Origin of the sequence: Halomonas sp. M1, assembly GCF_029581375.1 — a bacterium.
In the GTDB taxonomy this organism is placed as follows: Bacteria; Pseudomonadota; Gammaproteobacteria; order Pseudomonadales; family Halomonadaceae; genus Vreelandella.
Window position 1 is genome coordinate 3181965 of the sequence record NZ_CP121119.1, and the last position, 19307, is coordinate 3201271.

At 53.9% G+C, this 19307-nt stretch carries 16 protein-coding genes; 11 read left to right on the plus strand and 5 right to left on the minus strand.

The window, feature by feature from the left end:
* The first annotated feature begins 333 nt into the window (after positions 1 to 333).
* From P8S54_RS14680 to P8S54_RS14715, 8 genes are all read left to right on the plus strand, one after another.
* Positions 334 to 3999, plus strand: coding sequence for an ATP-binding protein (locus P8S54_RS14680; RefSeq protein ID WP_281442318.1), 3666 nt, complete (start codon positions 334 to 336; stop codon positions 3997 to 3999).
* Positions 3996 to 4631, plus strand: a complete 636-nt coding sequence (locus P8S54_RS14685; protein ID WP_281442319.1) for a hypothetical protein — start codon at positions 3996 to 3998, stop codon at positions 4629 to 4631. The genes P8S54_RS14680 and P8S54_RS14685 overlap by 4 nt, the downstream gene beginning before the upstream one ends.
* A 14-nt stretch (positions 4632 to 4645) precedes the next feature.
* Positions 4646 to 5893, plus strand: a complete 1248-nt coding sequence (locus P8S54_RS14690) for a hypothetical protein (protein WP_281442320.1) — start codon at positions 4646 to 4648, stop codon at positions 5891 to 5893.
* On the plus strand, positions 5890 to 6759 hold the full coding sequence (locus P8S54_RS14695; RefSeq protein WP_281442321.1) for a hypothetical protein: 870 nt from the start codon (positions 5890 to 5892) through the stop codon (positions 6757 to 6759). Before P8S54_RS14690 ends, P8S54_RS14695 begins: the two co-directional genes overlap by 4 nt.
* A 128-nt stretch (positions 6760 to 6887) precedes the next feature.
* Entirely contained in the window at positions 6888 to 8537 is a 1650-nt protein-coding gene (locus P8S54_RS14700; RefSeq protein WP_281442322.1) for a hypothetical protein, read from the plus strand.
* A gap of 178 nt (positions 8538 to 8715) precedes the next feature.
* Positions 8716 to 9531: a hypothetical protein gene (locus P8S54_RS14705; RefSeq protein WP_281442323.1), complete on the plus strand. Its 816-nt coding sequence runs from the start codon at positions 8716 to 8718 to the stop codon at positions 9529 to 9531.
* 524 nt (positions 9532 to 10055) lie between these two features.
* Positions 10056 to 11012 carry a ribonuclease Z gene (locus tag P8S54_RS14710; RefSeq protein WP_281442324.1) on the plus strand — a complete coding sequence of 319 codons (957 nt, stop codon included), beginning with the start codon at positions 10056 to 10058 and terminating at the stop codon, positions 11010 to 11012.
* Between the two features lie 81 nt (positions 11013 to 11093).
* Positions 11094 to 11381 carry a HigA family addiction module antitoxin gene (locus P8S54_RS14715; protein WP_281442325.1) on the plus strand — a complete coding sequence of 96 codons (288 nt, stop codon included), beginning with the start codon at positions 11094 to 11096 and terminating at the stop codon, positions 11379 to 11381.
* Positions 11382 to 11473: 92 nt separating this feature from the next.
* Here P8S54_RS14715 and P8S54_RS14720 read toward each other — a convergent pair whose 3' ends face one another.
* Both P8S54_RS14720 and P8S54_RS14725 read right to left on the minus strand, forming a co-directional pair.
* Complete coding sequence (locus P8S54_RS14720) at positions 11474 to 11791, minus strand: CcdB family protein (RefSeq protein ID WP_281442326.1); 318 nt, start codon at positions 11789 to 11791, stop codon at positions 11474 to 11476.
* Positions 11791 to 12036: a type II toxin-antitoxin system CcdA family antitoxin gene (locus tag P8S54_RS14725; RefSeq protein ID WP_281442327.1), complete on the minus strand. Its 246-nt coding sequence runs from the start codon at positions 12034 to 12036 to the stop codon at positions 11791 to 11793. The genes P8S54_RS14720 and P8S54_RS14725 overlap by 1 nt, the downstream gene beginning before the upstream one ends.
* 296 nt (positions 12037 to 12332) lie before the next feature.
* Between P8S54_RS14725 and P8S54_RS14730 the strand changes: the two genes are divergently transcribed.
* From P8S54_RS14730 to P8S54_RS14740, 3 genes are all read left to right on the plus strand, one after another.
* Entirely contained in the window at positions 12333 to 12986 is a 654-nt protein-coding gene (locus tag P8S54_RS14730) for a DsbA family oxidoreductase (protein WP_281442328.1), read from the plus strand.
* Positions 12987 to 13567: 581 nt separating this feature from the next.
* Entirely contained in the window at positions 13568 to 14518 is a 951-nt protein-coding gene (locus P8S54_RS14735; protein WP_281442329.1) for a cation transporter, read from the plus strand.
* 39 nt (positions 14519 to 14557) lie between these two features.
* Positions 14558 to 15043 carry a hypothetical protein gene (locus tag P8S54_RS14740; protein WP_281442330.1) on the plus strand — a complete coding sequence of 162 codons (486 nt, stop codon included), beginning with the start codon at positions 14558 to 14560 and terminating at the stop codon, positions 15041 to 15043.
* A gap of 143 nt (positions 15044 to 15186) precedes the next feature.
* On the opposite strand, the gene P8S54_RS14745 is transcribed toward P8S54_RS14740, so the two are convergent.
* The 3 genes from P8S54_RS14745 to P8S54_RS14755 all read right to left on the minus strand — a co-directional run bounded on the left by P8S54_RS14745 (position 15187) and on the right by P8S54_RS14755 (position 19258).
* Positions 15187 to 16383, minus strand: coding sequence for a homoserine O-acetyltransferase (locus P8S54_RS14745; protein WP_281442331.1), 1197 nt, complete (start codon positions 16381 to 16383; stop codon positions 15187 to 15189).
* Positions 16384 to 17294: 911 nt separating this feature from the next.
* Entirely contained in the window at positions 17295 to 18425 is a 1131-nt protein-coding gene (locus tag P8S54_RS14750; protein WP_281442332.1) for an RHS repeat protein, read from the minus strand.
* Positions 18308 to 19258 (minus strand): hypothetical protein, encoded by a 951-nt coding sequence (locus P8S54_RS14755; protein WP_348651267.1) that lies wholly within the window; start codon positions 19256 to 19258, stop codon positions 18308 to 18310. The genes P8S54_RS14750 and P8S54_RS14755 overlap by 118 nt, the downstream gene beginning before the upstream one ends.
* Positions 19259 to 19307: the final 49 nt, after the last annotated feature.

A 19307-nucleotide genomic window follows, 5' to 3' on the forward strand; every position in this document is an offset into this window, starting at 1 on the left:
TAAATGGAGCGTTATAAGTGTGTTTGCTGGCCGTTACTTATGTTTATCGTTTTTTTGAAGTTACCACCTTCGTACATACTGCATTTGGCCCAAACTCAGAAGAATTATGCTGAACCTCAGTAATGGGCAAACTTTGTGTGCAAAAAAGCCTTCGGATGAACTTGGTTCAGGCATGAGGAGGGCGCTAGTGCGTGATGAACGCAGTATGCAGTGAGCTGGTGATGTCACAAAGATTGCTGCGTTTTGAAGGGGGTTAATGCAGTATTGGCAAGCGCAGTGGCAAATTAGAAGTGTCTGAGAAAGGCAATACCAACACCAGTCCAAGGATACGGCATGGCTCACTTATTGCGAATCGTGATGATTCACGGCCACTTAAACGGGGTGGTCGAACTCAGTGTGGACGGCCACACCAATATTTGCGGCACCAACGCCTCCGGTAAAACCACGCTGCAGCGGCTGGTGCCGGTGTTTTACGGCGAATTACCCAACAAGGTAGTGCCCAAAACCCGCATGAAGTTTGATGCGTTCTACCTGCCCCACCGCAACAGCTACCTGGTGTATGAATACCGCCGCGAGGCGGGCAATATCTGCCAGGCGGTGCTGACCCGCAAAGCCGAAGGCGGGGTGGAGTACCGCTTTGTCGGCGCGCCCTACCAGCCCGAAGACTATCTGGTGGAGAGCGACGCAGGCGTGGCGGCGCTGGACTACACCCAGTGGGCCAGCGGCCTGCGCCGCAACGGAACGCCGGTCTCCCCCAAGCTGGGCGCGACCTCTGAATTCCGCTCGGTGATTCAAAACGACTTTACCCAGCTGCACGGCAACAGCCGCGACGGCCTCAAGCTGCGCCAGATCGCGGCGCAATTCAGCCTGGTGAAGCCCGAGCGCCGCATCCGCCATATCGAAAAGCTGGTCTCGGCGGTGCATGCCAAAGAGGGCAAGATGGACACCCTCAAAACCATGCTGGCGGCGATTTTCGAAGAGGATGGCGTTGAGCTGCCGGTGACCCGGATTCGCAACACCAAGGCGCGGGAGTGGATCGCCCAGATGCGCCAATCCATGCGTCTGGAACCGCTGCAGGCCTCTCTCGCCCGGCTCGCCGGTATTGATCGTGAACTTGCCGACCTGGATGCCACGCTGTGGCAACTGAAGCCCCAGCTAGAAGACGACCGCCATCAGGCAGAGCGCCGCATGGCCGACGTAGATGCCGAGCTAGCCCGCCACCAGCGCGAGTTCCAGCAGCGGGAGAGTGACCACGCCGAAGCCCGCGACGCGCTAAACGACCGCCACAGCGAAGTGGTCAGCGATTTGCAGCAGACCCAGCGCCGCCTGAATGACCTGCAAGCGCAATACGAGCGCTACGCGGAAGCGGATATGCCCGCCCTGGAGCGCGACATCAATTCGCTTCCCCAGTGGCGGGAGCAGCGCGACCAGCTGCAAAAGCACCTGAACGTGATGCAGGACGCGGTAAAAGAGAGCCAGGCGCGTTTAGACGGCCGCCTGCGCGAGCTTTCCGAAGCCCTGGCCCGCCAGACCCGCGAATCCCAGGAGCTGATCGACGCCCTGGTCGAAGAGAAAGCCCTGCGCCGGGAGCAGCAGTGGGAAGCCGAACAGCAGCTCAACGAGCGCTATCAGCAGGAGCGTCAACGCCTGGAGGGCGAGTATCAGGCGCAGCTGGAACTCGGCGTCGAACAGCTAGCCGAACTAAAAGCCCAGCTCTCGCTCTCCACCCAAACCGCCGAAGAGGCCAAAGAGGCGGAGCTTGCCCAGGCGCGCCTGGATCATGCCCAGCAAGAGCGCAACGCCTCGGCCGCCACCCTGGATGGCCTGCGCCGGGAGTTTGAAAGCCGCAAACGCGAACGCGACAGCGCCGAACAGCAGCTGGTGCAACTTCGCCAGCAGCTGGAACGCGCCGAGCAGCGCAGCTTTGCGCTCTATCAGCAGCGCGACCCGGAGCAGGGCAGCCTGCGCCACTTCCTGCGCTACCACCGCCCCGGCTGGGAGCAGCAGCTAGGCAAAGTGATTGCGCCGGAGCTTTTGGAGCGGCGTGATCTTGCCCCGCAACTGGCAGAAGGCGCGAGCGATGACCTGTTCGGGCTGGCGCTGGATCTTTCCGCCATTGCCCTGCCGGATTACGCTCAGGATGAAGCCAGTTTGCTGGCCGCCATCGAAGAAGCCGATAGTGCAAAGCGCCGGGTGCAAACGGAGAGCCAAGCTGCCGAGAAAGCGCTCAAGCAGCAAAACGAGCGGGTGCAGCAGGCCGATGAAGCCCAGGATCAGGGCCGCATGGCCCACAAGCGCGCCGAGCAGGAAGTCGAGTTTGCGCTAGAGGCCCGCCGCCAGCAGCAGGAGCGCCACACCAAGCGCCAGCAGGAACGTCGCGCCGCGCATCAAACTGCGTTAGCCAGCCAGGAGCAGGCACAAAAGGAGCTGCGCGAAGAGAAGCAGCAGGCGCTGGCCGCCCTTAGCGAGACCCACCAAAGCCAACTGCTGGAGCTAAAAGCCGACGGTCAGAGCCAAGTCGATAGCCTGGATGCCCAGCTGCGCCAGTATAAGCAGCAGCTAAGCGACGCCAACGCCGAGCACCAGCGCCAGCGGGAAGAGCTTGAGGAAGCCTTTAGCCAGGAGCTGGCCGAGCAGGGCGTCGACCCCGCCAAGCTCAAAGATACCAAGCAGCGCTTGGCCAGCCAGGACGAACGCATCCGCGTTACCGCTGCCCGTCAGGATGAGCTCACCGAGTACACCCGCTTTATGCGCGTGGAGTGGGGCCAGCATAAACCCCAGCTGGTTGCCCAAGAGGCCGAACTGGAGCAGGCGGAACAGAAGCTACAGCGCGATAAAGAGCATCTGAAAAGCGACTTCCAGGCGGCGCGCAAAACTCACCAAAGCACGGTCAGCACGCTGAAAACCCAGCGTGAAAGTGAACATAGCTGTTTGGAAGCGTTAAAACCGCTGCTGAGCCAACTGGAAAGCTTGACCATTGAACCCGACGGCCAAGCCCCCAGCACGCCCCTGGGCGATGTGGATGAGCGCATCGAGCGCGCCCGCCAGGCCCTGGGCAATCGCCACCAGCAGATCGAGCAGCTGCGCCGTGGCTGCCTGGAGGTGGAGAGCCAGCTGATCAAAGACGCCAGCAGCGGCTTTGCCGAAGCGCTGGAGAGCGAGCGCAGCAAGCTGCAGAGTGACAACCCACGGCTACAGCTGCCGCTACTGCGCGACATGCTTAAACTGCTGGAGGATCAACAGCAGCAGCTGATTCAGGAAGGCCGCAACCTCAGCGACGACCTGGATAAATTCTTCACCGTGTTCCGCGACCTGAACCGCCGCATCAGCGCCCAGAGCCGCCGGCTTTCAGAAGAGGTCGCCGACGACCTGCGCCTGGAGGGCATCAGTAAAGCCGAAGTGCGCATTCAGTCCACCATTGATGAGCTGGGCTTCTGGGAGCCGCTGAAGCTATTTGCCCAGCGCTATAAAGAGTGGCGGGAATCGGGCCTGATGCTACCCAGCGACGACTACCTCAACGCCCTGGCGGACGTGGTGGATCTGCTGCGCAGCGACCAGCAGTACAGCTTTGAAAGCCTGCTGCGCCTGGAGCTACACCTCAACGAAGGCGGCACCGATCTGGTGATCAAAAACGACCGCCAGTTGCTGGAATCTTCAAGCCACGGCATGGCCTACCTGATTCTGTGCAAGTTCCTGCTCGCCTTTACCCGCCTGCTACGCGGCGACGCAGAAATCGCCATCCACTGGCCCATCGATGAGATCGGCACCCTGGCCTACCACAACGTGGAAAAACTGTTCGACGCCTGCGACAGCAACCGCATTCATATCGTCGGTGCCTTCCCCAACCCGGAATCCGACGTACTGCTGCTGTTCGCCAACCGCTACCTGATCGACCGCGATGAGGCCAACCCCAATAAGCGGGGGCTAAAACGCATTGAGCCGCGGCTAAGCCGCCTGGCCGAACGGCTCCAGGAACGTCAGCAGGAGGTGACGCTATGATCGAACACGGCCCACTGCTTGAACGCCTGCTGGCGGGGGAGTTTATCTGCCCGATCAGCGATGAGAGCGGCTACCGCCACCTCAGCGATGAAGAGACCCGCGAGTCGATAGACGCCTATCTGCGCCCCCTCAATCGCCGCCTGGCCAGCAACGAAGACGGCAGCGTCTACTTTCTGGCCTGGCGTCAGCTCAACGACAGCGCCCGGGATCAGCTCTCGCGCCAGCTGGGCGATACGCTCAATAGCCTGCTGCCGCTGCTGGAGTGGCTGCAGCTGGTGCAAGAAGCGCTAGGCCGCGACACCCTGGCCGCCCCCGGCGATGTGCTCAAACCGGCGGAGTTCAGCGCCAAGTGCGAAGATAACCAAAGCCTGCGCGAGCGCCTGGAACGCCTGGCCACCGACAGCTTTTTCGGCTCGCAAAGTGACCAGTTGGATGCCCAGGTAAAGCAGGTATTCAAGCGCCTGAAAGAGCACGGCTACCTGCTCCAGCCCCATTTAGAGCGGCAGGTATTTATGGTTACCGGCAAGATCGACTACCTGGTGGACTTGGTGCGCTTTATTCGCGATGAAGAAAACCTGCCCATCGAAGAGGGCAGCGAGGAGGGCTCCGGTTCCCAGGAGGCCCTTCTGTGAATAAGAGCGTGATCATGAGTATGAACAGCGGAGAACACGCTCTGGAAAGCCGCCTGCTCAAAACTGGCAGCGAGCGGCTTGCGCTGCTGGGCAAGCATTCTGAAGCGCTGATGCAGGCCTACACCCGCGATGAAGTGCCGCTGGAATCACTCAGCGACAGCGCGCTGCGCAAGCTGCTGGCGGCGCGCATTCTATGGCGACCGGACGAGCAGAGCGGCGTGAAGCTGGCGCCCAAAGTGCGTGAACTGATCGCCGAGATGCTCGCCGACGAGACCCGCCGCCATGTGAATGCCGACGTAGCAGAAACCCTGGAGCTGATTCGCGCCCTGGTACACAGCTACCGAGAGGCGCGCAGCCGCGGCGAACACTGGCGGCTGGAGCAGCAGTTGATGCGCCTGCGCCAGGAAGTCGACGACCTGAACGGCCGCTTCGCCGATGCCATCGACAGCTTATGGCAGCGGCTGAATAGCGATTTTGGTTTTGTCAGCCAGCTCAACGACAAGATCCGCGAAAACGACCGCGCCCAGAAGCAGATCGCCAGGCTGCTGGATGGCCTGGCGCTGATCGACTTCGATGAGTTGATAGAGCTGGTAGGCAGCGACGGCAGCCTGCGCAAGCTATTGATCAGCCAGCTACAGCAGCAGCTAAGCAACCACTACACCGGCCTGCGGGAAGTGCAGCGGCGCTTGATCGAACTGATGGCGCGCTTTCGCAAGCAGCAGGCGCGCAGCCGCCTGATCAGCGGCATGGCCGCCTTTATGCGCGAACACCCCGGCTTTGTGCCCGGCAACTACGCCCGGCGCAGTGAGGTACCCACGCTGGTCAATCAAGCCGCCCCGCTTAGCGCCGCCGCCGCCCCGGCGCTGGATCGCAATCTTGAGTGCCAGGTGCTCGCCGAGCTGCTCCACCAGCTACCCCAGCCGCGCCACACCACGCAAACTGTTGAAGCAGCCGCCCCTGCCCAAGCCCAAGAAAGCAGCCTTGCCGCCGCCCGCCAGCAGGCGCTCAAGCAGGATGTGGAGCACTTCTATTTAAGCGTGATCGATCAGCCTCAAACGGAGCCGGTCAGCGCCCTTGAGTACCTACACGAAAGCCCGCTGGAATGGCCGGATGAAATCTGGCTTTTCCAGGTGATTTCCGAGTACCAGGGCCTACCGCGCAGCGATCAGAAAGCGTTCCGGCTCAAACAGCAGGAGAGCCAGGCCAGCCAATTCAACCACCTGCGTCTGATCCACGATGTAGAACTGCAGCTGGCCGTATGAACCTACCCGGCCGCGCACGCAATGGGCTAAACGGCGTCGCCCGCGAGCTTCTCCGCCAGCCCACGGTGGAGAAGCCCCGCCGCCAGTGGGTAGACGACGTAGTGGCCTGGTGCCACCAGCACGACATCGACTTGGCCACTCGCATCAACAGCAAAACGCTACGCTTTGACGCCGCCCTGCTGGCGCAGATTGATGATGTGCTAGAGAGCGCCCGCATAGCTCCAGTAGGCCGCTCGCTAAGCGGCCTGACCAGCACCGCCCAAGCAAAAGAGGGCGTAGAAGAAGACAAAGCAACCCGCGAAAGCCCCCGCGCACGGCGGGTACTCGTCAGCTTTCCGCCGCAGCCAATAGCGGGGCTTGCCACTGAGCAGCGCGCTATTCGTGATGTAGATGTACTGGGGTTAAAGCTGAGTGCGTTCAGTGCGCTGATTCAGGTCGAAAACCTCGATAGCTTCTATGAGTTTTCGCCGGATATTTCAGCGCTAAGCGGCTACATTAACCCGCTGGTGGTCTACCGTGGCGACAGCCATTACGGTGGCGGCTTCGCCTTACTGGCAGAGGCGTGGCACAAAACCCGCCGAACACATATCTACGCCGGTGACTTCGATGTAAAAGGCGTTACGTTAGCGCTCGATAGCAACGCCACCCACTTACTCCTGCCCACCATCGAATGGCTCACTCAGAACTCCACGCCGTTGCATGTGCCTGCTGAACAGTTCCCTTACCAACGGCGATTGCGCAAACATCTTGCCGGGCTGCCATCTGCTCATCCATTGCGTGGCTACCTTACGTTGTTGTTGGAAAATCACCGGGGGCTTAAGCAGCAGTGGTTTGGTGGGGAGATGGTTTGTGTAGGGTTGGTTTAAATAGGGGGCATGATAAGATATCTAAATTTTGGACACGTAACAGGTTTGATCTTTGCTCAAAAATAGGCAATAAGGTAGATTAAATAATCGCAGCTAAAATAAATTAAAATAATTTTATGGAGATTTTTTTGGAACTTAATAGAGATATTTTGCGGGATCAATGGTCAAGCGAATACACCGAGGACTATAAAAGCTGCTTAAATGCGAGAGGGTTATATGACTCCATGCAGTTTGTTTTAAGGCTAAGGCGCGACTTACATGTGCTACTTGAGAATGTTGAAAGCGGCATAGTGAAAATAGGAGATTATGACTTTGAGACGATACAGGCTTTTTCGACATATTTTCATGAAACAATACATTGGTGGCAACACTCAGGATCGATTTCAGGTTTGATTCTGAGCTTAACTTATCCATCTCAAACGCACATCAATCATTCAGAACTTAAGCGCCATCTAAAGTTGACTGGCCCGGTTAAATCAATAAAAAAATATAATAAAATCAATTCAAGAAATAGCCATCTGAAAAAAGATGAATTTAAAGTTATAAATATAATTTTAAATAATTTCCATGATATTGAGTTTTTTAAGTATAGAGTTATAGTTCCTGAGGCTGCAAAAAAGTTCGGATCTGACCCCTTGTTTGAGTCAGTTGGGCATTCTTTTTATATTGCATACTCATCATTTATTAATTTGTTGTCTTCTTGTTTTGACGAAGATCTTGTGTTTTTGCCTAACGCAAAAGATTGGCCTAAAGAATTTAGTAAGTTGAGAGAAGCTGAAATTGAAGGTTACTATTATGGGTCTGATATTGCTGTGCCGCCCTTAGGTCTCAAGGAAATTTATGAGGGCCAAGCACGATTCTTGCAAATTCAATACCTTTACTTTGCATCAGGAGGCAAGCTTAGTTGGGATGATTTTGAAGATATGGACATGTTATCTGGAATCTACTATAAAGCCTTTTCGCTTTTTTTAGAACTTACAGAGTCTGAGCGACCAGAATCGATAGATAGCTCTTTAGTGGCGCTTTTTCTTTTGATTCTTGATTTGGCAATGAACCCCACAGACGGCTTTCCTTTTGAAATAATTCACCATGAGTCATTTATAGAGTCGGTAGATCCTGGTATTAGATTTTTATTTTTGTGTAGAATGGTTTTTCTGAAATACCCAGAACTAAAAAATTACATTAAGGATTATTCCTATTCTGAATATTTTGAAGTTTCCCAATTGTTATCTAAAGCTTTAGTTTGCCCTTCTCCATTGGATTCGGCTGCTTTAATAGTAGAGTGGGCGGAAAATCAACCCTCCTTAGTTGAGCTTATGAAAGAAGAAGAAAACTTTGATTTTGGTGATGTGAATCAACCTATAAGGTTGATTTTTTCAAGATTTATTAGATTTCAGCAAGACAAGCTTATTAATCCTGAATATTTTTGTTGGACAGGAGTGTACTCTGCTGGTGCTAAGTGTTCGGAGAAGAGCGTTCGCCTTTTTAGTGAGCATGAGGCGCTTTTTAAAGATAAAATAGATGGGGATATTTATCCAAGGATATTTCCAGGTAAAGAACAAGAATTAGTTCAGTCGACATTCGATAAATTTTATTCTTGGGTAGCTACATATAATCTAAGTCGTCAGTGGATAATTGAAGATGGTGAGTTCAGTTATGATTTTTGGTGGTTGACTAGTAAATACACTATGGAGGAATTAGAAACCTGGGCATCGTATTATTTTGAATTAGCATTTGGCGTAAAGCCACAAGATTTTAGGTTGGTTGAAGATGACTAATAAAATAAGTGTATCTTCAACGCCCGCTAAAATGGGATCGTTAAAGTGTTTAGCGACAAAACCGGTGTCATGGCGGTGATCACCCTATTGGTTAGGGTCAGGACATGCTTGTCCATTAAACCGAGCACGTGGTCTTACTCGTGACGTTACGACATTAGGATTATCGGAGCAACATGAAATGCTCACATCACTGCGAAGAAAACTACCTCTTCTGCCCGAGAAGCTGGGTGCTATCTGCGAGAAGTTCAATAGGAGTCAGCGGTTTTATCTTCTGGGTTTTGTTTTTAGCGTGCTTGCTGCGTTTTGGTACGTCACACCCTTCAATGATATTTTTTTCACGGCCCTAGTTGCTTCCGGAATTTTTCTTACATTTGGAATAGTTTCTGATTTATTGCTTCTCTACAAGGTTGTTTGGGAAACAATTATTGGCAGAGGGCTTCTTCTGCTTCTATTAGCTTTTGCAACTAATCTTGCCTACTCAGTATCATCTAGATTGGTTAACGAATTGGTCATGTTCGATACATCTAGTCTTACCTATACTGTCAATTTTGTTGCTTTTCTGCTAGTGCCAGTGTTTGTTTTTATTGCAACTTCGGTTGTATTTACTCTCGTGCTTATCGTTGGCCAGTTCTACTTAATGCTGACTATTTATACTGAGCAGTTCAGAAATAAAAAGTGCATAGGAGCGCTAGTTAGGCAAAAAAAGGAGAACTACCCAGGAGTTACTTTTTTTGCGAGAGTCATTGCTTTTCCTGTAGTACTTGGGTTTCTAATTGGTTCTGGAAAGGTTGTGTCACCTGCATATATAAGCTTTGTGGAAAAAACCGCTTCAGCTTTTATTTTTCATGTTGATTCGGAACGCTATTCTCGATGCGAAGTTTCGCCATATGAGCGAGTAATTAAGGTAAATGATAAGGAAATCATTGTTGTAAAAGATACTCAGGTTGGAATCAAGTTTGAACCAAAGAAATGTGTGCCGATAATCAAACCCTAACACTTTGTTTTAGGGGGCTGCGCAGTTCACCAGATTTTGCATTTTAGAAATCAAAAGTTAAAAATCATAGGTTTTACTAGGCTTATTGAGCATTGATTTCCTGCTGCTGTTGATTTTTTATATTGCAGTGAAAATTAGCCAAAATATAAAAATTCAGCATATACTGATTTGAAGTAAAAATAGGAATATTTAAGCGCAGATGATGGTAGTAAACCGATGGGCTTTCCTCATAAAAATTTTGCAATGTTATGGTCTAAATATTTTGTGGAAAAGATGTTTGTGACTATTTTAATGAATCATGATCTCTGCTTTTAAGAAAAATTAATAGCATGTAGTTACGTTATTATTGTTCTTAGAGCTAGTTAGTTACCGCTGGTGAGTTATAAAGATCATATTGAGTCTATCGCACTGAATTGTTAGAGGTAGGCGCGCTTAACTATTTGGTTAATAGAATGCCAATTTAGCTAACTGGCAATTCACCGTCTTATTCCCAAATTGAGTGCATAGGAGATCATGAGAGAGATATGAATTTACTGTTCCTAGGCACCTCCGCCGGTGTACCCACCAAGCAAAGAAACGTCTCCGGCATCGCCTTGCGAGAGAGCAAAGGGAAAGGTTGGTACCTGATCGATTGTGGTGAGGGCACCCAACATCAGGTCTTGCATACAAAGCTGTCGTTTCATTCTTTGAAGGCCATCTTGATTACCCACGTGCACGGCGACCACTGCTATGGGCTGCCGGGCATACTGGCGAGTGCGGGAATGGGTGGCCGAAAAGCGCCGCTTACCATTGTGGCACCTGCAGGCATCAAGGCATGGTTAGAAGCTACCTGTGAGGCCACGCAGCTATGTTTGCCCTTCACTTTGGAGTTTATCGACTCGGACGAGCTGCCCAGCGTTGAGTTTGAGAGCATTGCGGTTACCACTCACAGGCTTTCACACCGGGCGCCTTCCTATGCTTATGGGTTTACGGAGGCAAAGGTCGACGCTGCCTTGGACGTGGATAAACTAGCGCAAAAGGGCATTCCGAGAGGGCCTTTGTGGGGGCAGTTGAAGCAAGGGGTTGATGTTGAGTTTGCGGGTGAGCAGTTAAAAAGCCATGACTTCTTAATCTTCAAGCACAAGCCGAGGAAAGTGGTGATTGCCGGGGATAATGACCAACCTGACTTGTTGGTTAAGGCGTGCGAAGGGGCGCAGGTGTTGGTTCATGAAGCCACCTACACCGAAGAGATGGCCCAGAAGGCCGGTGATGTGGGGCATAGCTACGCCAAGCTGGTCGCCGATTTTGCCGAATTGGTACAGCTGCCCAACCTGGTGCTGACGCATTTTAGCCCCCGCTACCAGCTCAACTCCCATGCAACGCCTTCCATAGAAGACATTCGCAAGGAAGCCGAGAACGCCTATTCAGGCTCGCTTTATTTGGCGCGGGATTTTGGCGAATACACCCTGGATAAAGCGGGCCGCTTTTCTGAACTGGCATAGCAAGTTTCTCGACTCTTTTTGATGTGTATCATACTAATGCCGAGATAGTGAATTACGAAGATTATCACTGAGGTAGCGCCAATGTTGATGCACAATCCACCCCATCCTGGAGAAGTATTACGCGAGCTTTGCTTGGAGCCCCTAGGCATTAGTGTGACAGCCGCTGCGGAAGCGCTGGGCGTAAGCCGTAAAACGCTTAGTGCTGTCCTGAACGGCAAAGCCGGTATTAGCCCTGAAATGGCGGTACGGCTTTCTATCGCGTTTGATACCTCTGCGGAAAGCTGGCTGAACCAGCAGTCCCAATACGAACTCTGGCATGCTGAACAGCATCGCAACGAGCTGAAGGTAAAGAGGCTGGTTGCCGCTTAAAGCAGCGGTGGTTTAAGTACAGCCTTAACTGGCGGGCGAGTAGTTTTGTTAGGTTCGGTCTATACGCCAGGAGTGTAGTACTGTTTTGAGCATCAAATTCCAGTAACGGCGAGATCAAGCGCACCCATAATCTGGCTTCTAAAGTGCTCAAGGGTGCCGATGGGATTTCTCAGATGTTTTTCTGGCACTGATGAGATTTGTGGTGTCAGTAACAATAGTGCCTGGTCATGGAAGGTTATTTCCGGCGTAAGGTTCTGCATGGCGTTGCCATCAAAAGCTGCTCGATGACCCAGTGGGATCACGATGCGGGTTGCTAGATCCGTTAGTAGGCTGCTTTGGATATCTACCAAGTAGGGATAGTGCGTTCTGCTGGTCTTGCTGGGGTTAGGGTAAACATCGAACTGAGCCATCAAAACTCCCGAAATTCGTCACCGAAGCAGCCATGCTGCTCGACAAATTCGTTGTAGCTTGTGATCGCCGCCCGATTTTCTTCAACCCACTGGGAAGCCTCGCATTTTGCCAACTCTTCTCGCAATGCTCGTTCTAGTGTGGCCGAGAGATTAATGTTCAACGCGCGAGATCTTTGAAGCAAGTCGCTGTTAACTGACAAATTAGCGGCTTTTTTCGGTGCTGTTGTGTCATATAGCGCGGCCATTGCAGCCCCCTGTGACGGTCATAAGCGTATAAATAGCATATGCGCATGGTACTGCGCATTCAAGCGACCAAAACGTTAATATCGTCAGCTGTCATTGCGCCGCGTTTGCCGATTCGGTATAGCTGCTCAACCTGATGCTGACGCACTTCAATCCAGACGATTCCTCTCTTTTACTGGTAGTAATGATCATAGGCTTGTGATCGCTGCTGGGCTGGTTGCGGTGATGTGTTTCGTGATACAAGCCAGAGCCTATCGTCATTTCGCCCTGGTGACCGAGCCCAAAAAGGAGAATCCCCATGCAAAAGGTAAGAATCGACCTAGTATCCGATGTGGCCTGCCCGTGGTGCGCCATTGGCTACCGGCGCTTGGAGCAAGCGTTAGAGATACTCAATGGCGAGATCGACGTTGAGCTGGTCTGGCAGCCCTTTGAGCTGAATCGCGATATGCCGCCTGAGGGCGAGCCGATTTTGGAGCACTTGTGCCGCAAGTACGGCAAAGACGCGGCCACCATGGAGCAGTCTCAGCGCGAGATTATGGCCGCCGCCGAAGAGCTTGGACTGAATTTCCATGGCGCGCTGGAGCGCCGGGCGAACAATACCTTCGCTGCCCACTGCGTGCTGGCATGGGCCGGAACGCAACACCAAGAGACGGCGCTTCAGCTGGCCCTATTTGAGGCCTACTTCGGTGAAGCGAAAAACCCCGCCGACCCAGCGGTGCTTCGCGAGAAGGCCATTGAAGTGGGGTTGGACGGCGACACTGCTGAAGCCATCGCCCGCTCTGATCAGTACACGGATGAAGTACGTGAAGCCGAGCAGCGCTTTATGGACGCGGGTGTGAGCGCCGTGCCCGCATTTATCCTCGATGGCCGCTACCTGATTTCCGGTGCCCAGCCCGCCGACGTACTGGTGGATGCGCTGCGCCAAGTGGCTGAAGAGAACGCCAGCCGCTAACGCCCTATAGGCTTCGATCTGAAAGGGGGGTAGCACTAGTGGCTCATCATCCAGCTATGGGTGCAACATCTCCGTTTATCTGCGGCCACAGGTGAGGGCGGGTGCTAGGCAATATGACAAAAAAGAAAGGGCCTGCGAATGTTTAACCATCGCAGGCCCTGGTGTAGATCGCTAAAGCAAATAGGTGTTAGCGAGGTGCTAGCGCAAGCCAAGAAAGGAAAGAATCGCAACAACGATTACGATTGCACCGACGATATAGACGATATTAGTCATTAATAGATACTCCTTTTAATAAATTTGAAGTCGCAGGCGCGCCATCCTTCATGTGGCGCACGATATAACTTCCTGTGGAGGCTACTCCTTTGTCTCATCTCAACTCAGAGTAGGCTATCGGCTTTATAGGGTCTGTTCGCTGGAGCACTGAGTTGCGAAAATAAAGGGCAATGCGCGAGGCCTATCCAAGCGCTGGCTTTAACCTTAAACCAGCGTTTTATCGCATAAACTCCTGCAATGCAGTGCGAGCCTGGTCGTTTAGGTTATTGGGTGGAGTCAAAGAACCAAGCAAAGGAATGAAAATAGTTATGGGCAGTAAACGTCTCTTTGATTTAAGCGACGAGAGTGGCGTTCTTAGAACCTCTATCGCGGTGACACTGGTGATTGCTGGACTGGGAATTGGCTTTGGCCTGATATCGGGGTCGTTTTCGATTATGTTCGATGGCATCTATGCGATGGTGGATGCCAGCATGAGCCTGCTTTCGTTACTGGTAGTGAACCTTATTACCTCCTTCGCAGCCTCGAAAGGGCTTTCCCGCAAGCTTAGAGAGCGGTTTTCAGTGGGCTTTTGGCATCTTGAGCCCATGGTGTTGGGGGTGAACGGTACGCTGCTGATTGGCGTTGCGATTTATGCATTGTTTAACGCCATCAGCAGCTTGCTGGAGGGCGGGCGCGAGCTTGAGTTTGGGTGGGCGATTGTCTACGCAGTGATTACGCTTATTGCATGTATAGTGATCGCCACCGTTGAAGCCCGAGCCAACCGCCGGATAGGCTCAGATTTTGTGCGCCTTGATGTAAGAGGGTGGGTGATGTCCGCGGGCATTACTGCTGCGCTGCTGGTGGCGTTTTCCCTTGGCTATATCGTCCAGGGAACCCCATGGGAGTGGATATCACCCTACATCGACCCGGCGGTGCTTGCGGTTGTGTGCCTCATTATTATTCCGCTACCGGTCTCAACTGTCAGGCGAGCCTTGGCAGATATCTTCCTTGTCACTCCGTCAGCACTTAAGCAGCATGTCGACCAAGTGGCACAAGCATTTGTCCAAAAACATGGCTTCGCTACCTATCGTGCTTACATTGCGCGTGTGGGCCGCTCCAGGGAAATTGAGCTTTATTTTATCGTTCCCAGCGATGCACCGGCGCGGACCATTGGCGAGTGGGATGCTCTGCGTAACGAGGTGAGCGACTTGGTGGGCGATGAAGGGCCCCACCGCTGGCTAACGGTCGTGTTTACCGGAGACCTGGAATGGGCCGATTGAGGTGATACGCCGTGTAACAGACATGACTAAGGAGCCCGTATGGCAAGGATGCAAGCAACCCCGCTGGTGACCAGTATCATTGCACTGCTGGGGCTATGGATGGTTTTACGGCATTTACCGGACTTTGCGGTATCGCTGACAATGGTGTTGTTTGGCCAGGAGGATATACCCGCTAGTGTGTTAACGGTTCATGCTGTGCACTTTTTCAGTAATACGCTGATAGGTCTCTGCCTTATTTTATTGCGCGAGAAGCTGGGCAGGAGGTTGGTACCGCAAACTGTAGGCGTGTTAGTGAGTACACCCGCATGGCTGGCAGTAGGTGCGGCACTAATGGGTATTTATTTTGTGGCGATGGGCGCGGTGTCTATTGGCGAGAGTTTTGCACAATCGCGCCCAAGCGCTAATCCCTATTTACGATGGCGGGGTGGTGCCTCTGTCTTAATAGGCGTCCTTCTATTTGCTGGCTCGGCGGGAATTGGCCGACTGTGGGCGTTGTTGTTGGGCTTGCGACGTGCTGGATGGTGATTAGAGAAAGACTAGGCTATACCGAGATTGGTCTACTAAATCAGTCAGCGGTTGTGGGGGCGTGAGGTTGGTTTATAGAGCCTGAGCCTGGTTTATAGAGCCACGGTGTAAGCGCTGGCCCCAAAGAGCCAGCGCTCACGCCTTTACCTCAAAAACTCTCGCAGTGTTTCGCTAGCCTGTTCGATGGATAGAACACCATCCAAGTGACCTCTGTTGCCTTCCAGGGTTTCAAGCGCCACCTTGTTGCCGCCTGCCTCAATTAACTCGGCGGTATGGCGCACGCCTTCGGGGGCGAATACAAGGTCGTTTTCACTGTAGAGCATTAGCGTGGGGGCGTTGATGGCGGCAAGCCCTTCCTCTAACGAGTCACCGTAGCCCGCCATAAAGGTTTGGTTGGCGCGCACCAGATACAGCAGGTGATTGGCATCGGAAAGCTCTGCGCGAGCGGCAGCAACGTCATCCAGGGTTTTCTCAATCGCGTAGCGGGCGTTGATATCCTGGGCGGGGTCGCGCTCTTCGTCGGCCCAGTCGCGGTTGAAGGTTTCATTGGCCCACTGCCAGTGGTTGGCGTTGAGCGTGACGAGCTTAAGCGCTTCTTTCAGCCCATCGGTGGGTGGTTCACTGTCGTAGTAGTTACCCTCGTTCCAGTTGGCATCCAGTCGAATCGGCGCGGCCCAGGCGCTAAGCGTTGCCAGTAGCCATGGGTCGGCAACGCCGCCACCGATAACAGGTATTAGCCTATCGACCTTGTCAGGGTAAGCACTGGCCCACTCTATTGCTTGAAGAGCGCCCATGGAAGCGCCCATCACGGCATGTAGCGATTCAATGCCTTGGCTTTCTAACAGCTCGCGCTGCACTTCTACAAAGTCGCGAATCGTCACCACGGGAAAATCCATTCCCCAGGGCTCGTCGGTGTCTGGGTTAATTGAAGCGGGGCCTGTGGTGGTGACATTGGGGTCATTGGCATTCAGGTTTACCAGCGTATCCGAGGAGATAATGTAGTACTCATCGGTATCCAAAGGTTTGCCGGGGCCAATGATCGCATCCCAGTAGCCGGTCGGCTCGCCATCGGCGTCATAGCGGCCTGCAGCATGGCTGGTGCCGGAAAAAAAGTGGGTAATCAGAATAGCGTTATCGCGCGCCTCATTAAGCTCGCCATAAGCTTCCCAGCCTATCGTCACGTTGGGGATTGTCTCGCCGCCTTGCGTGGTGAAGCTCTCCATCTCGAAGGTTTGCTTTTCGACTACGCCATCCCAAGCCCATAAGGGCGTGGCTAGCAGCAGGCCAAGACCGGTTAACGAGGCAAATGTGGCCAGTGCATAGGGTTGCTTGCGTTGCATGCGCTTTCCTTTTCTTGAAGATTGTTGTGGTTGTTTTTCGGGCTACGCGTAGCAGCCACCTTATTAGCATAGCCATCCCGAGTTGGATGTGGAGCACATAGGGTGCTTGGAGCCCATTTCAAATGTGGGCGCTAGTTGATTTTGGTGTGGTTAACACATCCGGTGTGCATAATGTCAGCGGGTGACGTCGCTTCTTGGCGGGAGTTTGGGAAATGTCCATGTTGTTGTTATTGGTTGACTGCGAGAATCTGAGGCTTCTTTATTAGGCCAGTAAATAAGCAATCGATATTCCAGCAATCTGCCCTAAAAAAATCACGAGACATATCGACATTCTAGTGAATCTTTTCAGCATGCCAACCCTCGTGATAACAAAGAAGCTATAAAATAAGGACGTTAACCAAAGGCCTAGCATGAACAGAATAATCCAAGCCAGTGGAGAGGAAGGGCCAAACATGCCTATCGAGAAGGTGATAACTATATAAGATGGGAGTATTGCTAACCCTTCGATATTACGGCTTTTCCAGAAGACTATGTTCTGTTTGTGGCTTTTCATCAGTTGCTCCCCGGTCTGCATATGCCGATTCCATAGTGACTATCAGACAAGCCGTCACCGTCTAAATCACAATACAGGCTTTGGCACTCAGCCATTCCCTCCCAATGGAAAAGCAAACCCCACGCCCCTTTCGGGTTAGGTATAACCCTGGCAGTAGCAGGATCAATCTTGGAAAAAACACCAGTAACTTTTCCCCATACTTTACTCAGCCCAGTGTTTCCGGTCTTTTCTAACGTTGATCTGGGCGCAGCCGGATAGCGAGAATAAGGGTTGCCAACACGCCCACGGCGTCCAGATTGATCAATATCCCCTGGGCGATCAAACAACCCCAGCGGATCCACCATCCCCGTCGGATTCGTCACATAGCCATACAGGTTAGTGCCGCCGTTAAGACTAATCGGATCCTGACTAATATACCGCCCCTGTTTTGGGTCGTAGTACCGATGGCGGTTGTAATAGAGCCCGCTCTCTTCATCGTGCCATTGGCCTTGGAAGCGGATCGGTTGGGTGACGTTGCGCACGGCGCGCTGGTTTTTGACCGCTGCCCAGTCGTCGGGCTCGGCGAGCCAGCGGGGTTGGCCGTTGGGGGTGACCAACTGCATCGGCGTGCCCAGGGCATCAATTGACCCTGTTGAGTGTCGTCGATTCTCAGCATGGGCACAAAACTACCCGGCTCATACACCACGGTGGTGCGCTGCTGGTCGCTCTCTTCCCGTACGATGCGGTCACCGTCCCAACCGTAGTGGGTGGTGGCGGTGGTGCCGTCGGGATGGCGCACGGTTTTACTGATGCGTCTTCCCAGACCGTCGTAGCGGTAGGTGGCTTCGCGGGTGTAGCCTAACTCGCTTGCGTGAATCAGGTGTACTAAGCGATTGGCGCCATCGTAGCCCAGGGTTAAGCGTTCGCCGTTAGGCTGTTGGCGTTCGATCAGGTTGCCAGCGCCGTCATAGCGATAGCGTGCCCCGTTGAGTTGAGCCAGCTGGTTGGTGGTGTTCGGCGTTGGACTCTCTGTTGATGGTGCCGCTAACCGATTACCTGCCGCATCTACGTTGTAGCGGTGGGCATTATCGCCGTGCTGGCTACCGATCAAACGCCCAGCGGCGTCGTAACTGTAAGCGATCACCTTGGAGGCGGGATCACCTTGCAGGCTACGGAAGTGCATCCGGCCCAGGGCATCGTATTGATAGCTCTGCTGGCTGGTGGTGTCCGGGCTGCGTAGGGTGAGGTGATCCAACTGACCTAGGTTGGTATATCCTCGCTCCAGCACCAGCGGTTGATTGTGCGCATTGGCGTTGGTGCTAAGTCGGCGCTGGGTCTCCCGGTGCAGGGCATCGGGTTCCAGGGCAATTTCCAAATCCAGGCCGGGGGCACTTAGGCCGTGCAGGTGGCCGCTGCCGTAGGTGTGCCAGTTAAGCGTGGGGAGGCCCCAAACTGGCTGGCCTGGGGCGCGCCGGTGGCGGTGAGGCGATGCTGGTGTTGCCAGCTCCAACTGTTGCCGCCTTCTAATCCGGCATGTTGCTGCTGTTCGCCGATTAACCGCTGGGCGTCGTCGTAGCGGAATGTGACGTCACCATTATCGTTGGTGACGCTAATGAGTTGCCCATTGCTGCCCCACTGGTACTGCTCCGTGCTGGCCGGGGCGTGTTCGGTGGCGGGCAGGTATCGGGCGGTGAGGCGACCGGCTTCGTCATAGTCGTAACGGGTGATAAGCGGCTGGCCGTCGGGGCCTGTGCGGTTGGCTTCGATGCGTTCGATCAGTCGTCCGGCGTCATCGTAGCGGTACTGCTGCTCGCGGCCATCGGGGCCGGTCTCGCGGGCGAGGCGATCCATCTCGTCATAAGCAAAGCGGTAGACCGCGCTGTTGCCCAGAGTCAGCTCGCTCAAGCGGCCAATGTCGTCGTAGGCGGTAAACTGCTGGCTGCCGTCGGCTTCGATGCGCTGTACCGGGCGGCCGTGGTTATCAAAGAAGAACTGCTGCCTAAACCCTTGGGGGCCTTCCAGTTCTACCAGCCGCCCAAGGGCATCCACATGGTGGTGCCAGTAGAGCCCGTCGGGGAGCTGGGTGGCGATGCGGCGACCCAGCTCGTCGTGCTGGGTGCGGGTGGTTTCCCCTAGGGCGTTGGTGACGCTGGCCAGGTAGCTGTGGCGGTCGTAGCTATAAGTTGTGCGCTGCTGTGAACAGTCGATCTGGGCGGTAACCTGCCCCAGGGCGTTCCACTCCCGCTGGTGGGTAGCACCCACCGCATCGGTGACGGTGGTAGGGCGGTTGGGCAGGTCGGCATTGTCATAGGCCAAGGCGGTGGTGCCTTCCGGCCCCGTCACTGTTACCGGATGGCCGCGTTCGTTGCGGGTGATCTGCCAGTGTTGGCCG

Bases quoted from the DNA above. Each gene is read 5' to 3' on its own strand.
- P8S54_RS14680 (WP_281442318.1), top strand. From the start codon at position 334: ATGGCTCACTTATTGCGAATCGTGATGATTCACGGCCACTTAAACGGG.
- P8S54_RS14685 (WP_281442319.1), top strand. From the start codon at position 3,996: ATGATCGAACACGGCCCACTGCTTGAACGCCTGCTGGCGGGGGAGTTT.
- P8S54_RS14690 (WP_281442320.1), top strand. From the start codon at position 4,646: ATGAGTATGAACAGCGGAGAACACGCTCTGGAAAGCCGCCTGCTCAAA.
- P8S54_RS14695 (WP_281442321.1), top strand. From the start codon at position 5,890: ATGAACCTACCCGGCCGCGCACGCAATGGGCTAAACGGCGTCGCCCGC.
- P8S54_RS14705 (WP_281442323.1), top strand. From the start codon at position 8,716: ATGCTCACATCACTGCGAAGAAAACTACCTCTTCTGCCCGAGAAGCTG.
- P8S54_RS14710 (WP_281442324.1), top strand. From the start codon at position 10,056: ATGAATTTACTGTTCCTAGGCACCTCCGCCGGTGTACCCACCAAGCAA.
- P8S54_RS14715 (WP_281442325.1), top strand. From the start codon at position 11,094: ATGTTGATGCACAATCCACCCCATCCTGGAGAAGTATTACGCGAGCTT.
- P8S54_RS14720 (WP_281442326.1), bottom strand. From the start codon at position 11,791: ATGGCTCAGTTCGATGTTTACCCTAACCCCAGCAAGACCAGCAGAACG.
- P8S54_RS14725 (WP_281442327.1), bottom strand. From the start codon at position 12,036: ATGGCCGCGCTATATGACACAACAGCACCGAAAAAAGCCGCTAATTTG.
- P8S54_RS14730 (WP_281442328.1), top strand. From the start codon at position 12,333: ATGCAAAAGGTAAGAATCGACCTAGTATCCGATGTGGCCTGCCCGTGG.
- P8S54_RS14735 (WP_281442329.1), top strand. From the start codon at position 13,568: ATGGGCAGTAAACGTCTCTTTGATTTAAGCGACGAGAGTGGCGTTCTT.
- P8S54_RS14740 (WP_281442330.1), top strand. From the start codon at position 14,558: ATGGCAAGGATGCAAGCAACCCCGCTGGTGACCAGTATCATTGCACTG.
- P8S54_RS14745 (WP_281442331.1), bottom strand. From the start codon at position 16,383: ATGCAACGCAAGCAACCCTATGCACTGGCCACATTTGCCTCGTTAACC.